This is a genomic window from Vineibacter terrae, assembly GCF_008039615.1.
Taxonomy (GTDB): Bacteria; Pseudomonadota; Alphaproteobacteria; order Reyranellales; family Reyranellaceae; genus Vineibacter; species Vineibacter terrae.
On record NZ_VDUZ01000028.1, the window covers coordinates 55,678 to 69,395 of the forward strand.

12 protein-coding genes are annotated in these 13,718 nt (G+C 68.3%); 5 read left to right on the plus strand and 7 right to left on the minus strand.

Annotated elements, in window-relative coordinates:
* Positions 1–66: 66 nt before the first annotated feature.
* Entirely contained in the window at positions 67–894 is an 828-nt protein-coding gene (locus tag FHP25_RS22885; RefSeq protein WP_178133710.1) for an AraC family transcriptional regulator, read from the plus strand.
* Positions 895–1,073: 179 nt separating this feature from the next.
* On the opposite strand, the gene FHP25_RS22890 is transcribed toward FHP25_RS22885, so the two are convergent.
* Complete coding sequence (locus FHP25_RS22890; protein ID WP_147849289.1) at positions 1,074–1,934, minus strand: TauD/TfdA dioxygenase family protein; 861 nt, start codon at positions 1,932–1,934, stop codon at positions 1,074–1,076.
* Positions 1,935–2,042: 108 nt separating this feature from the next.
* On the opposite strand from FHP25_RS22890, the gene FHP25_RS22895 reads away from it, so the two are divergent.
* Positions 2,043–3,062, plus strand: a complete 1,020-nt coding sequence (locus FHP25_RS22895; protein WP_147849290.1) for a methionine synthase — start codon at positions 2,043–2,045, stop codon at positions 3,060–3,062.
* 28 nt (positions 3,063–3,090) lie between these two features.
* On the opposite strand, the gene FHP25_RS22900 is transcribed toward FHP25_RS22895, so the two are convergent.
* The 3 genes from FHP25_RS22900 to FHP25_RS22910 are packed head-to-tail and all read right to left on the minus strand — an operon-like array spanning position 3,091 to position 5,830.
* Positions 3,091–4,137, minus strand: a complete 1,047-nt coding sequence (locus tag FHP25_RS22900; protein WP_147849291.1) for an MBL fold metallo-hydrolase — start codon at positions 4,135–4,137, stop codon at positions 3,091–3,093.
* Between the two features lie 37 nt (positions 4,138–4,174).
* Positions 4,175–5,320, minus strand: a complete 1,146-nt coding sequence (locus FHP25_RS22905; protein WP_178133711.1) for a hypothetical protein — start codon at positions 5,318–5,320, stop codon at positions 4,175–4,177.
* Entirely contained in the window at positions 5,321–5,830 is a 510-nt protein-coding gene (locus FHP25_RS22910) for an ImmA/IrrE family metallo-endopeptidase (protein ID WP_147849293.1), read from the minus strand.
* A 478-nt stretch (positions 5,831–6,308) separates the two neighbouring features.
* Between FHP25_RS22910 and FHP25_RS22915 the strand changes: the two genes are divergently transcribed.
* Positions 6,309–6,500, plus strand: coding sequence for a hypothetical protein (locus FHP25_RS22915; RefSeq protein WP_147849294.1), 192 nt, complete (start codon positions 6,309–6,311; stop codon positions 6,498–6,500).
* A gap of 250 nt (positions 6,501–6,750) precedes the next feature.
* Here the strand turns inward: FHP25_RS22915 and FHP25_RS22920 are convergent, their stop codons facing one another.
* The 3 genes from FHP25_RS22920 to purH all read right to left on the minus strand — a co-directional run bounded on the left by FHP25_RS22920 (position 6,751) and on the right by purH (position 11,793).
* Positions 6,751–7,704, minus strand: coding sequence for a transcriptional regulator GcvA (locus tag FHP25_RS22920; protein ID WP_147849295.1), 954 nt, complete (start codon positions 7,702–7,704; stop codon positions 6,751–6,753).
* 143 nt (positions 7,705–7,847) lie between these two features.
* Complete coding sequence (locus FHP25_RS22925; protein WP_147849296.1) at positions 7,848–9,866, minus strand: S9 family peptidase; 2,019 nt, start codon at positions 9,864–9,866, stop codon at positions 7,848–7,850.
* Between the two features lie 313 nt (positions 9,867–10,179).
* Positions 10,180–11,793 (minus strand): bifunctional phosphoribosylaminoimidazolecarboxamide formyltransferase/IMP cyclohydrolase, encoded by a 1,614-nt coding sequence (gene purH / locus FHP25_RS22930; protein WP_147849297.1) that lies wholly within the window; start codon positions 11,791–11,793, stop codon positions 10,180–10,182.
* Positions 11,794–11,949: 156 nt separating this feature from the next.
* Here purH and FHP25_RS22935 point away from each other — a divergent pair, with 156 nt between their 5' ends.
* Both FHP25_RS22935 and FHP25_RS22940 read left to right on the plus strand, forming a co-directional pair.
* Complete coding sequence (locus tag FHP25_RS22935; protein WP_147849298.1) at positions 11,950–13,245, plus strand: SDR family oxidoreductase; 1,296 nt, start codon at positions 11,950–11,952, stop codon at positions 13,243–13,245.
* Positions 13,242–13,718 carry a DUF2269 family protein gene (locus FHP25_RS22940; RefSeq protein ID WP_218578530.1) on the plus strand — a complete coding sequence of 159 codons (477 nt, stop codon included), beginning with the start codon at positions 13,242–13,244 and terminating at the stop codon, positions 13,716–13,718. The genes FHP25_RS22935 and FHP25_RS22940 overlap by 4 nt, the downstream gene beginning before the upstream one ends.

Sequence of the window (13,718 nt, forward strand, 5' to 3'; positions counted from 1 at the left end):
ATCGGCAAGCTCTAGCTGCGGCCGGCGGCGCGCTCTTGTACGATGTTGCGCGGTGGAGCCGGGACCATGGGCACGTACACGCACGACCGGGACTGGGTACGCTACGATCAGCCGCGGCGCGGGATCGAGACGCTGAACGCATTCTTCCGCGGCCATGCGTTCGATCGGCACGCGCACGAGACGCTGGCTGTTGCGTGCACCGACAGCGGCGTCCAGCGCTTCCGCTACCGCGGCCGGCAGCACGACAGCACATGCGGCGGCATGATCGTGCTGCACCCCGGGGAAGCGCATGATGGCGAGTGCGGCGCCGATGACGGCTTCGCCTACCGCATGGTCTATCTCGATCCGTCCTATGGCCTGGAGCTGCTGCGCGAAGCGGATCTCGGGCCGCATCTGCCGTTTGCGCCCGATCCGCTGACGCGTGATCCTCATCTAGGCCGCGCATTCGCGGTCCTGTGGGATGCGCTCGGCGAGCCGGGCGAGCGCCTGCGCCAGGACGAGGCGCTGGTGCGGTTGTGGCAGTCGCTGGCCGGCAACCGCGCGCGCGGGCAGGCCGTGCCGTCAGTATCGTATCGGCTGGCGCGTGTGCGTGACGCGCTCGCCGATGCGCCGCAGGAGCATTGGTCGCTGGATGAACTGGCGGCGCTCGCCGGCATGAGCCGGTTCGCCGTGTGCCGCGCATTCCGGCGCGCCTACGGCGTGCCGCCTTACACTTACTTGTTGACCTGTCGCCTGGCGCGCGCCCGGCAGGATCTTGCCGCCGGCGTGCCGGCAGCCGAGGCCGCGCTTGCCGCCGGCTTCGTCGATCAAAGCCACCTGACACGCAACCTGAAGCGCCGCTTCGGCATGGCGCCGGGGCGCTTCGCACGCGCCGCGGCCGGGGTTGTCGGCTGAGGCCGCGCACGTCAGGTCAGTGCAGCCAGCCCAGCGCCCACATCAACAACAGGACCGGGATCGGTACGCCCAGGAGCCACAGAATCGCCGCGCGTCCCATGTCGAGGTTTCCTTCTGCATCCGCATTCGATGCAGGGGGAACGCGCCTTGCGCGGGCCGGGTTCCCGGCCCGCCGGGCATCAGAACACGCGGTCGCCGTCGATCGTGACCCGGTGCATCTCGCGGCGGAAGCCGTGGTAGTCGTTGAGGGCGTAATGCTGCGTGCAGCGATTGTCCCAGAACGTGAGAGTGTCGGTTTCCCAGCGCAGGCGGCAAGTGAACTCGGGCCGTGTGTAATGCTCGTAGAGCCAGCGCAGCAGTGGCTGGCTCTCCTGCCTGGTCCAGCCATCGAAGCGTTCGACGAAGGCACGGTTGACGAACAGGCATTTGCGGCCGGTCTCGGGATGGGTGCGCACCACCGGATGCGTCACCTCCTTGCGCGCCTCCGCCGAGGTCCGTGGCTTCATGGTGCGCTGGTCGTTGAGCTTCGCGGCCTCGCTGCCGTCGACGCCATATTGCTTGTTGGCGCTGTGCACGGCGCGCAGGCCGCTGAGCATCCGCTTCATGCCGTCCGACAGCGCGTCGTAGGCGAGGTACATGTTGAGGAACATGGTATCGCCGCCATGAGGCGGCACGTCGCGGGCATAGAGCATGGAGCCCAGGACGGGCGTCTCCAGGAAGGTCATGTCGGAGTGCCAGCCGCCGCCGAAATTGGCCTTGTCCGCCTTCTCCTTGAAGATGGTCATCACCTCGGGATGACCTTCCAGCGCCGGCGCGTAGGGATGCACGTTGAGGCTGCCGAAACGCCGGCCGAACGCCTTGTGCTGGTCGGGCGTCAGCCGCTGGCCGCGAAAGCAGATCACCAGGTTGTCGAGGAAGGCGTGGTGGATCTCGGCGAAGGTCTGGTTGTCGAGTGGCTTGCCCAGGTCGACGCCGTCGATCTCGGCGCCCAGCGCGCCTGCGATCTTGCGTACGGCGATGCGGGAATAGGATTCGGTCATGGCGTGTCCTTCAGCGTCCCGGCGAGGGTAGCGAGGAATCCCGTTGCAGCAAAGGCCGCAGCCATGTCGCGGCTATGCTAGGCTCGCCGCCAAAAGGGAGGTGGCAAAATGCTCGAGACGACATTGGCCGGCAGCCTGCCCAAGCCGTCCTGGCTGGCCCAGCCCGGCGTGCTGTGGGCGCCGTGGACGCTCGCCGGCGCGCCGCTGCACGAGGCCAAGCTCGACGCCACGATGCTGTCGGTGGCGGCGCAGGAGCGCTGCGGCATCGACATCGTCAGCGACGGCGAGCAGGCGCGGCAGCACTTCGTGCACGGCTTCCTGGCCGAGGTCGACGGCGTCGACTTCGCGCGCAAGAAGCGCATCGGCATCCGCAACAACCGCTACGAGGCCGACTGCCCGACAGTGGTCGGGCCGTTGAAGCGCCGCCGCCCGGTGCACGCCGAGGAAGCGCGTGCGGCGCGGGCGGCAGCGACGCGCAAGCTGAAGTTCACCCTGCCGGGGCCGATGACCATCGTCGACACGCTGGCCAACGAGCACTATGCCGACAAGGTGGAGATGGCCTTCGCGTTCGCCGCCCTGCTCAACGAGGAGGCGCGCGAGCTGGAGCAGATCGGCGTCGACGTCGTGCAGTTCGACGAGCCGGCCTTCAACGTCTACATGGACGAGGTGCCGGAATGGGGCATCGAGGCGCTGCACCGCGCTGCCGCCGGGCTGCGCTGCCGCACGGCGGTTCATATCTGCTACGGCTATGGCATCGAGGCCAACATCAAATGGAAGACGACGCTGGGCGATCAATGGCGCCAGTATGAGCGCACCTTCCCGCATCTGGACCGCAGCCGCATCGACCAGGTGTCGCTGGAATGCGCCAATGCCAAGGTGCCGCTCGAGCTGATGGCGCTGCTGAAGACCAAGACCGTGCTGGTCGGCGCCATTGATGTCGCGAGTGACTCTGTCGAGACGCCCGACCAGGTCGCCGCGACCATCCGCGCGGCGATGAAGCATGTCGATGCCGAGCGCATCCAGCCCTGCACCAATTGCGGCATGGCGCCGATGGCGCGCGACACGGCGTACGCCAAGCTTCGCGCGCTCGCGGCCGGCGCGGCCATCGTGCGCAAGGAATTGGGTTGATGGTGGCGGGCCGGGAGGTCCGCGCTGATTACAGCGCCCGCGTCTCACCCAGCCGCAGGGTCCAGACATCCTCGTCGGCGTAGCCGGCGGCGCGGGCGGCAGCGCGCAGGCGTTGCGGCGGCTCGAAGGCCGGCTCGCCCGACAGCACGATCGCGCCGTAGTGCATGCCGACAAGCTGGCGCGCGCCCAGCAGGCGTCCCATCTCGACAGCTTCCTCGGGCGTGGCGTGACTAACCCTGAAGATGGCGCGCGGCTCGTAGGCGCCGATGCCCAGGATCGCCAGGTCGAACGGGCCGTGGCGCTGGCCGATCTCGCCGAACACCGGCCCGAAGGCGCTGTCGCCGCCGAAGAACAGGCGCTTGCCGCCGCCGTCCAGCACGAAGCCGCACCACAGCGTGCGGTTGCGATCGAACAGGCCGCGGCCGGAGAAATGCACCGCCGGCGTCGCCACCACCCGCAGCGGCGCATTGCTGCTGCCGCCCACGGTCAGCGCGTGATGCCAGTCGACCTCCGTGACGTCGGCATAGCCCAGCTCGAGCAGCCGCGGCCCCAGCCCCAGCGGCACGATCATGCGCCCGCCGCGCGGGAAACGCGGGTGCGAGAGGGTCGCGACGTCGAAGTGGTCGTAGTGGTTGTGCGAGATCAGCACCACGTCGGGCGGCGGCAGGTCGCGCAGCCGCAAGGCCGGCGGCGTGAAGCGGCGCGGCCCGAAACCCTCGATCGGCGCGGCATAGTCGCCGAGGAACGGATCGGTGAGGATCGTGCGGCCGCCGAGGCGGATCAGGAAGCAGGCGTGCCCCAGCCAGGTGACGCTGTCGATGCCGCGATGGCGGCGCAGCTCGTCGCGCACGGCCTCACGCGGCAGCACGAAGCCGTCGGGCACCTCGGGTTGTCGCGGCACATGCCGTGTCAGCCACAAATAGCGCAGGATCACCCAGAGATGGCCCAGCGTGCCGTGATCGCGCGCGCTGCCCGGCGGATTGCGAAATCCGCGCCGCGTGTGATGGGCTGGCCGCACGCCTGATGCAGCCGTGGAGGCTTCGGACAGGCGGGGCGTCTGGATGTCATCCGGCATGCCCGGGGAACATAGGCATCCGCGGCCCGCGCCGCCATCACGCTTCCTTGTCGTCGGGCGCCCTGTCGTCGCCCAGCTGCCGGCCGCGGACCTTGGCGGCCTGCTCCTCCAGGTTCTTGGACAGCTCGAGGTCCAGCGAACCCGAGCCCGCCGCAGCGGCCTGGTCGTGGACGAACTGCTCCTCCTTGCCCATCTCCTGGCTGATGCGCCGGCGGATGGTGGCCAGCTTCTCGCTGTGCTCGGGCGGGACGGTGCCGTAGACGCAGCGGTCGGCGACAACGATGTACGGCATCACCAGGATGGGCGCTTCGGCGATGAAATGGCCGCACATGTCGCGCAGCGCCTCGGCATTGCACGACGTGCGGCTCATCAGCCGTTCGAGGCTCGAGCGCGGCGAGCGGTGCGAGAGCGCATCGACCCAGATCACCGGATACTCCTTGTCGTTCAGGATCCCCTTCAGCACCTGGCCTTCGTCGACCTGCAGGTTCACGCGGTCGATCAGGTCGTTGCGCACCATCATGTCGGCCAGCACGTAGGCGAGCTCGACCGAGACGACGAAGCGGCGCGGCGTGGCAAGCTCGGCGAGCCGGAATCCGAGATCGATCGAGGGACCGACGAAATCGCGCTGATGCGGCAGCGTGCCCTGGTCCAGGCGCGCGATCTGCACCATGGTGTTCTGCACGATCGCGTCCTGCACGATCGCATCGTCGCCGTACGCGTCCGCGTACGAGCCAACCAGCGGGATCTCCTTGTTGAGGTTGGGAAAGCCGCCAAGCCAAGCGGTGGCCTTGAGCTTCAACCGCCCCTCGCTGCGGCGCAGGATGGCGTCGTTCTGCTGCACCAGCACGTCCTTGAAGGCCAGGACGGCGCTCAGGCATTGCAGCGGATGCGTGATCTCCTTGACGAACAGCAGCTCGTCGCCCGCCGACTTCCAGAACACGGGCTCCGGGCCCGGCTCGGCGGCCGGCACGTCGTGGCGCAGCCGCTGGGCGATCTTGAGCCAGCTTCGCTCGACGGTAGATTGGGTCTCGATGTAGAACCAGTGGATGATCGGCAGCCACGTCTCGACGTTGTCGGACGCATACTTGAAAGACGTCGATCCCTGGATATCGAGGCTGACGAACAACCTCAGGCGCGGCGCCAGGTAGTCGTAGCGATCGGCCATTTCCGGCGCGGCGGGCACCTATGCCAGTCCGAGGCTCTTTGCGCGAATGGCCGCCGCCTGCGTCGACACCTGGAAGAGAGCCGCGACCTTGCCGACGTCGCCGGCATACGCCTCGAATGCGCCACGGAACTGCTCGGACGGCATCAGCAAGCCGGCTGCGAACCAGTTCGCCTCCCACTCGACGCGGTCGCTGCCGTAGCGCCGTGCCGCCATGGGGCACGAGCACAGAGGGAAATGCAGGAAGTAGTGGCCAAGCTCGTGCGCGATTGTGAACCGGTCGCGCGCGGCGCCGGTGTAGGTCGGCAAGGTGATGGTGAACTTGCCGTGGCGCTCCACCACGATCGAGCCGTTGTCGAAGTCGGCATCGTCGAGACGCTTGTAGCAGACCTGCCCGCCCAGGCGTTCGACCAGTGGCTCGAGTGGGTCGCCCGGCTGCAGCTCGACGTCGCGTGCGAACTTCTCGGCCGCCGCCACGATGGCAGCCTTGCTGGCGTTACAGGGCGTGGGCGCCGCGTGCTTGTCGCTCATGACCAATCGTCCGAGACGGACCAACCAGTTTCAACTGCCTACCAGTGTAGCAGACAGAGTCATATATGGGAAACGGTCGGCGTTTTGTCATTCCCTTTGATTGTATTTGTATATCAATGAGTTACGGGGCGTGCCAGATCCTGCCGACGGCAAAGATCGGTCGGGACCGTCATCCCGAGCGCAGCGCGGGATCTCCTGCGAAGGACGCACCGTGCGTCTTGCCGCAGGAGATCCTCGCTGCGCTCGGGATGACGGGTGAATGTGAGGGATCCGAACGCCGTCCGCGCAAGCGCCGCTTAAGCTTCCTTCAAGAATTCATCGTTTGTTGCCGATGGGCCGCGCTTTCTAGTGTTGCACCCGTCGGCGGTCGACCTGATCGACGGGGCCTCGAGCTGCTGGAGTGCGTGTGATGACGTGCGGTCACGTTCCTGCGGCAAGCCGGCCGGCGAACGCGCTGGTACCGATCCGGAGGCTGCTGATGGAGATGATCCATGTCGATTGGCTGCCGTTGCGCTTCTGGCTCGCGGCGCTGGGCAGCACGTCGCTGCTGATCCTGGGCCTGCTCGCCGTCGGCGCGATCGACGATGGCGCCGGCGACAATGTCGGGATCACGGCGCTGCTGCGCGATGCCGACGCAGCGCTGTACCAAACGCCCGCGCGCACGAACTGAGACGGAACCGCGGCGCTCGGGATGACCCCTCGCCCCGCGGGAGCGGGGAGAGGGAGGAGGCCATCGCAAAGCGATGGGAGGGTGAGGGGTACGAGCGATCAGTCCCCGTTCTTACCGCATGGCTTGATCGTTCCTACCCCTCACCTTCCCATGCCTTCGGCATGGGCCCCTTCCTCTCCCCGCTGCCGCGGGGCGAGGAGACAGCACCGATTGCGCTGGGAAGGACAGCAGGGCTACGGTCGGCTGTGCTTCACAGCGATGAGGATGTCAGCGAGGCGTCGACCAGCGTCGCATCGTTGCCGGTCTGGGCGCGCAGCCAGCGCAGGAAGGCAACGACCTTGGCCAGCGACGTCTTGCGCCGCGGGCACACGAGGTAATAGGCGAAATCGAGCGTCTGCGTGACGTTGAACGGCCGGATCAAGCGGCCGGTGCGGAGATCCTCGGCCGCCAGCGTGCCCTTGGCCAGCGCCACGCCCTGACCGGCGACCGCAGCCTCGAGCACCAGGCTCGACTGGTTGAATCGCAGGCCGCGCGCCGCTTCCACGTCCGTGACGCCGGCAGCCTTCAGCCACATGCGCCAGTCGGGGCAGCTGGGGTCCTGATCTGGGCTGTCGTCATGCAGCAGGGTGAGCTGCGCCAGGTCGCGCGGCTTCTTGAGCGCGCCGCCGTTCTGCGCCAAGGCCGGGCTGCAGACCGGAAAGACGGTCTCTTCCAGGATCCTCTCGGCGAACAAGTCGCCGTAATCTCCGGCACCGTAGCGGATGGCGCAGTCGACATCCTCGACGTCGAAGTCGACCAGGTGCATGGAAGCGCTGATGCGCACGTCGATTTCCGGATGAACCGTGCGGAAATTGTCTAGCCGCGGCACCAGCCACTTGGCGGCGAAGGAGGGCGCGACCGAGACCGTGATTGGCCCGGCCTGGCCGGCGGCGTCGATCTGCTCCAATGCATGCACGATGCGCTCGAACGCTTCGGCGAGGCCGGGCAGGCAGGCCTGGCCCTCGTCGGTCAGCACCAGGTTGCGGTTGGAGCGCCGGAACAGCTCGCAACCCAGCTGGTCCTCGAGCTGCTTGATCTGCTGGCTGATCGCCGCTGGCGTGACGTGCAACTCGCCGGCAGCCCTGGAAAAGCTCATATGCTTCGCCGCCACCACGAACGCGCGCAGCGCGTTGAGCGGCGGCAGCCGGCTGAGGGAAATGCGCATCGCCGAATTTCTGATTGGACCTGAGGAGCCGCTGCCGGTAGGTGCTACCGGTTTCCTGCATATCGTTGATGCCGCCGCGAGGCGCAAGAGCGACCGCGCTTTCAACGATAGTTCTTCTTATGCGAGGATGAGGCTCCCTCCGTTCACGGCGGCAGGCCGGGAATCAGGTCGCCGCCGGTCTCGATCCTCAGGCTGGAGCCGGTGAAGTCATCGATGACCGGCTGGAAGCGGCCGCCCAGATACCGGGCAAGGAAGGCCTCGACCACCGCATGGAACGCCATCCGGTTCTCGGGACGGACAAAGCCGTGCCCTTCGTCGGCAAAGGTGAGGTACGTGACCGGCACCCGGCGCTGCTTCAGCGCATCCACCATCTGCTGCGATTCAGCGGCCACGACCCGCACGTCCCGCATGCCCTGCGCGATCAGGATCGGCCGCCTGGCGCGTGCGATATGCGTGAGCGGCGAGCGTTCGCGCAGGAAGGCGCGGCCGGCTTCCGTGTCGGGATCTCCCAGCCGCTTCTTCCAGATGCTGAACCACGGCCCCCAGTAGGGCGGGACGGTGGCCATGAAGGTCAGCAGGTTGGAAATGCCGAACACGTCGACGATGCAGGCGAAGGCATCCGGCGTCTTCGTGGCTGCCGTCAACGCGGCGTAGCCGCCATAGCTTGCGCCGTAGAAGCCGACGCGCCGACGGTCGGCGATACCCTGCGCGACGGCCCAGCCGACGGCGTCGATCAGGTCGTCATGCATCTTGCCGCCCCATTCCCCGTCGGCGGCGGTGACGAAAGCCTTGCCGTAGCCGGTCGAGCCCCGGTAGTTCACGCTCAGCACCGCATAGCCGCGATCGGCCAGCCACTGATGCGTGGCGGAGAAGCCCCAGCGGTCCCGCAGGTAGGGGCCGCCATGAACCATCAGCACCAGCGGCAGCCGACCGTCTGCCGCCACCGCGCCGGCCGACGGCCTGGTCAGATAGCCGTGCAGCATCAATCCGTCGCGGGCGGGGAAGGCCACCGGCTCCATGGGCCTGAGAGTGACATCCGCGAGCCTGGGTCTCTGGATGAACAGCGACCGCACCAGATTGGATGCACGATCGAGCAGCACATACGCGCCGCTGGCGCTGTCGCGCTCGTAGTACACGGTGACGCGGCCGTTGTCGGCGCTACGGCTCGTGAAGCTGATATCGCCGGGGCCGAAGGCAGCGAGTTGCTCCAGCTCGTCGCGCGCTATCGGCTCGATCGCCTGCCAATGGGCGTGCGCCCTGAACGACAGGGCCGCGATGGGCCGGCGCGTCGCGGGATCGAACGTCGCCGCCGCGATGTCGGCCTCGTCGTCCTGCGCCAGCACGCGCGACTGGCGGGTGGCCATGTCGACGGCGACGAGCGCCGCCGTGTCGCGCCCGCGCGAATCCAGCATGAACAGCGTCTTCCCGTCGTCGCTGAAATCGAGAGGCCAGGTCGAATCGACATCGGTGATCGGCACCGTCGTGAACGGCGCCCAGCTGCCGTCGGCCTGGCGCTCGACATAGATGCTGCTGCCGTCGGCGTCGTAGTGGAACCCCAGCCGCAGCTGGAACCGGCTGTCGGTGACCAGCTTGACCTGGTCGCGGTTCTCATAGACCAGCTCGCTCTTGCCGGTGACGATGTTGACGCGGAACAGGTCGAAGCGGCTGCGATCGCGCTGGTTGTGGCCCAGCAGCATCTCCTCGGGAAAGCGGCGGTCGGCCTCCTGCACGAACGCGCGCACGCCGCGCTCCGGCGTCAGCGCGACGATATCGCCCGACACGATGTCGATGCTGGAGGCGCGCCAGTTCTCATCGCCGTCGCGCTCCTGGAAGAACACGATGTGGCGATTGCTATGGGCCCAGCGGAACGCGCCGAGGCTGCGGTCGGTGACGCGCGTCAGCGGCCGCGCGGCGGCGAGATCGTCGAGCGGCGCGACCCAGAGATTGCGCACGCTGCCGATCGGCGCCAGCCATGCAAGGTGCTGCCCATCCGGGCTGATCGCGACGCTCCCGTAATCGGGGTTGTCGAAGAAGAGGCGCCGTTCGACCAGGGGCGCCTCCGGCGCGGCGATCGCGCGCACGCCGGCATATCCGGCGAACCCGGCGGTGATCGCGGCGATGTTGCGCACGAAGCGACGGCGCGGAAACGGCGAGCCCATCATGGCAGCCACCCAGGAATGGAGGCCAAGCCTAGCACGCCGCACGGCGTGCAGCGCATGATCGGCGCGAGGGCTTTCACCATTGGCTGCTCGCGGAAGATCCGGGCGTACGAGCTATCGGTGGAAGGTGAGTCGCGACTGTCATCCCGAGCGCCCCTTCGACAGGCTCAGGAGAGGGATCTCCTGCGAATGGCGCACCGTGCGTCGCTTGCAGGAGATCCCTCTCCTGAGCCTGTCGAAGGGGCGCTCGGGATGACGGGTGTGTCAGCGACCAGCGGTTCCAGGTACCAGGCAACCGCCCCGGATCGCGCGGCGATCAGTGCCGGAAATGCCGCATCCCCGTGAGCACCATCGCGAGGCCCTTCTCGTCGGCGGCGGCGATCACCTCGGCGTCGCGCATCGAGCCGCCGGGCTGGATCACGGCGGTGGCGCCCGCGGCGGCCGCGGCCAGCAGCCCGTCGGCGAAGGGGAAGAACGCGTCGGAGGCGACGACACTGCCCTTCGCCAGGCTTTCCGGCAGGCCGGCGGCCTTGGCTGCTTCCTCGGCCTTCCAGGCGGCGATGCGGCTGGAATCGACGCGGCTCATCTGGCCGGCACCGATACCGACGGTGGCGCCGTCCTTGGCGTAGACGATGGCGTTGGATTTCACGTGCTTGCAGACCCGGAAGGCGAATAGCAGATCGTCCAGCTCCTTGGCCGTGGGCGCACGCTTGGTGACGACCTTCAGCGCCTCGCGCGAGACGTGGCCGTTGTCCGACGTCTGCAGCAGGATGCCGCCGGCGATGCTCTTGAATGTCATGCGCGGCTGCGCCGGGTCGGGCATGCCGCCGGCCAGCAGCAGGCGCAGGTTCTTCTTCCTGCCGATGATGGCCTGCGCCTCCGCCGTCGCCTCGGGCGCGATGATCACCTCGAGGAAGATCTTGGCCAGCTCCTCGGCCAGCGGCGCATCGAGCGGCCGGTTCATCGCCACGATGCCGCCGAAGGGCGATACCGGATCGCAGGCGAACGCCCGCAGCCAGGCGGTCTTGAGGTCGGGACCGATCGCCACGCCACAGGGATTGGCGTGCTTGACGATCACCACCGCCGGCTGGTCGAACTCGGCCACGGCCTCGTAGGCGGCCTCGGTGTCGGCAAGGTTGTTGTAGGAGAGCTCCTTGCCTTGCACGACCTTGGCCGTGGCGACGCCCGGCCGCTGGCTGCCGTCGCTGTAGAAGGCGGCCTGCTGGTGCGGGTTCTCGCCGTAGCGCAGCGTCTGCACCAGGCTGCCGCCGATGGCGAGCCGGGCCGGGAAGGGTGTGCCGAGCTGCTTGCCGAACCACTGCGCGATGGCCGCATCGTAGCTGCCGGTGCGCGCGAAGGCGGAAGCGGCCAGCTTGCGGCGCAGCGCCAGGGTCGTGGCGCCGTCATTGGCCTCCATCTCCTGGCGCACGGCCGCATAATCGGCGGGATCGACCACCACGGTCACGAAATCATGGTTCTTGGCGGCGGCGCGGATCAGCGCCGGGCCACCGATATCGATGTTCTCGACACAGGTCGCGACGTCGGCGCCGCGCGCGACCGTGGCCTCGAAGGGATAGAGATTCACGACCACCAGGTCGATCGGCGCGATCTTGTGCGCCGTCATCGCGGCGGCATGCGTCTTGTCGGTGCGCCTTGCGAGGATGCCGCCATGGATCGCCGGCTGCAGCGTCTTCACCCGGCCGTCCATGATCTCGGGAAACCCGGTGTGATCCGACACCTCGACGACCCGGATGCCGGCATCGCGCAGCGCCTTGGCCGAGCCGCCGGTCGACAGGATTTCCACGCCGCGATCGGCCAGGAAGCGGCCGAGCTCGACCAGCCCGGCCTTGTCGGACACCGAGATCAGCGCCCGGCCGATCTTGGCGCGGTCAGGCGTGGGCGAGGGCACGTATTGGGCGGGCGCGGGCATGGCGGCTTCCTGCGAGGGCGGAACGTGGCGGCGGCTCTATAGCCGGCCGGCCGGCTGCAGGCCAGATACGCAGCGCCGCAGGCCGGCGGCGAGAAACCCTCCCTATCGCCGGAATGCCGGGTAATAGTGGAGCCCTGACGTGGCTGCAGAGTGACCATGCGTATTCTTCTGACCGGCGCCAACGGTTTCATCGGCAGCCACCTCCTGGCGGGCCTGCAGGCACGGGGGCATCAGGTCGTGGCCGCCGTGCGCGACCCCGAGGCGCTGCGCCGGCGGTTTCCCCACACCACGGCGGTCGCCTGCGATTTCAACCGCGACGTCAGGCCTGAAGCCTGGCTGCCGCGGCTGGCCGGCATCGACGCCGTCGTCAACTGCGCCGGCGTGCTGCATGGCGGACGCGGGCAGGTGATGTCCCGGGTCCACGCCGACGCGCCGATCGCCCTGTTCGACGCCTGCGTCGCGGCCGGCGTGCGCAAGGTGATCCAGATCTCGGCGGTGAGCGCCCTGCCTGGCGTCACGACGGCCTACGCCGAGACCAAGCGCCGTGCCGATGAGCACCTGCAGTCGGCGCCGCTGGCCGGGACGGTGCTGCGGCCATCGCTGATCTATGGGCCGACCAGCTACGGCGGGATGACCACGCTGCGCAGCCTTGCGGCGGCGCCACTGGTGGTGCCGCTGGTGGGCGACGGCTCGGCATCCTTCCGGCCCATGCATGTCGATGATCTTGTCGAGACCGTGCACCTGGTCCTGCATGCCGATCGTCACGCCGGCCAGGTCCTCGAGCCCGTCGGGCCCGATCGGCTTTCCATGCGCGACATCGTCGCCAGGATCCGCCGATGGCTGGGGTTGAAGCCGGCCCGGTTCGTCATGGTGCCTGTGCCGGTCCTGAAGATCACGGCGCGTATCGCCGACATGGTCGGCGGCGGGCCCATGGGCAGCGCGTCGCTGGCGCAGCTGCTGGCCGGGAACGCCGGCAGCCAGCCCGATGGCCACTTCGCGGCTGAGATCGGCTTCCAGCCGCGTGCCATGGACGACGCGTTGGCGCGCCAGCCGGCCGGCACGCAGGATCTCTGGCACGCACGCCTGGCGCTGATGCGGCCGGCCGTGCGCACGGTGCTGGCGCTGCTGTGGCTGCTGTCGGGTATCCTGGGGTGGTTCGCGCCGCCCGAAGCCTGGCGTGACTTGTCGGCGACGCTGACTCGGCTCGATATCCCGGCCGCGCTGCTGGCCAACGCATTCTGCGCGCTCGACGTCGTGGTCGGCGTGCTGATCCTTCTGCGCTGGCGCCCGGCGCTGCTCGCCACGCTCCAGGCCATCGTGGTGGCAGGCTACACGGTCGTCCTGTCGGTGCTGGTGTCCGATCTATGGCTCCACCCGTTCGGCCCGCTGCTCAAGAACCTGCCGATCCTGGCATTGATCGCCGTGTGGGCCGTCCTGGAGCGGGAGCGATGATCGATCCGTACCTGGCGCTGAAGTGGATTCACATCCTCAGCAGCACGGTGCTGTTCGGCACCGGCATGGGAACGGCGTTCCACATGTGGATGGCGCATCGGCGCGGCGATGCGCGCGCCATCGCCACGGTGGCGGGCAACGTGGTGCTGGCCGATTGGCTGTTCACCCTGCCGGCCGGCATCGTGCAGCCGGCGACGGGCTTCACCATGGCGCTCATGGCCGGCTTCGATCCTCGCGAGTCATGGCTCGTCGCGACCTATGCCCTTTACCTGCTGGCGCTGGCCTGCTGGGTGCCGGTCGTGATCCTGCAGATGCACGCCCGCAGCCTTGCTGCCGTGGCGGCGGCAGAGGGCGCGCCGCTGCCGCCGGCGTATCACCGCATCATGCGCCGATGGTTCGTGCTGGGCTGGCCGGCATTCGCGGCGCTGATCGTGGTGTTCTGGCTGATGGTGGCCAAGCCCAGCCTGTGGTGA

What these genes read in the sequence shown, in the direction of transcription:
- FHP25_RS22885 (WP_178133710.1), top strand. Translation starts at nt 67, where the DNA reads ATGGGCACGTACACGCACGACCGGGACTGGGTACGCTACGATCAGCCG.
- FHP25_RS22890 (WP_147849289.1), bottom strand. Translation starts at nt 1,934, where the DNA reads ATGACCGAATCCTATTCCCGCATCGCCGTACGCAAGATCGCAGGCGCG.
- FHP25_RS22895 (WP_147849290.1), top strand. Translation starts at nt 2,043, where the DNA reads ATGCTCGAGACGACATTGGCCGGCAGCCTGCCCAAGCCGTCCTGGCTG.
- FHP25_RS22900 (WP_147849291.1), bottom strand. Translation starts at nt 4,137, where the DNA reads ATGCCGGATGACATCCAGACGCCCCGCCTGTCCGAAGCCTCCACGGCT.
- FHP25_RS22910 (WP_147849293.1), bottom strand. Translation starts at nt 5,830, where the DNA reads ATGAGCGACAAGCACGCGGCGCCCACGCCCTGTAACGCCAGCAAGGCT.
- FHP25_RS22915 (WP_147849294.1), top strand. Translation starts at nt 6,309, where the DNA reads ATGGAGATGATCCATGTCGATTGGCTGCCGTTGCGCTTCTGGCTCGCG.
- FHP25_RS22920 (WP_147849295.1), bottom strand. Translation starts at nt 7,704, where the DNA reads ATGCGCATTTCCCTCAGCCGGCTGCCGCCGCTCAACGCGCTGCGCGCG.
- FHP25_RS22925 (WP_147849296.1), bottom strand. Translation starts at nt 9,866, where the DNA reads ATGATGGGCTCGCCGTTTCCGCGCCGTCGCTTCGTGCGCAACATCGCC.
- purH (WP_147849297.1), bottom strand. Translation starts at nt 11,793, where the DNA reads ATGCCCGCGCCCGCCCAATACGTGCCCTCGCCCACGCCTGACCGCGCC.
- FHP25_RS22935 (WP_147849298.1), top strand. Translation starts at nt 11,950, where the DNA reads ATGCGTATTCTTCTGACCGGCGCCAACGGTTTCATCGGCAGCCACCTC.
- FHP25_RS22940 (WP_218578530.1), top strand. Translation starts at nt 13,242, where the DNA reads ATGATCGATCCGTACCTGGCGCTGAAGTGGATTCACATCCTCAGCAGC.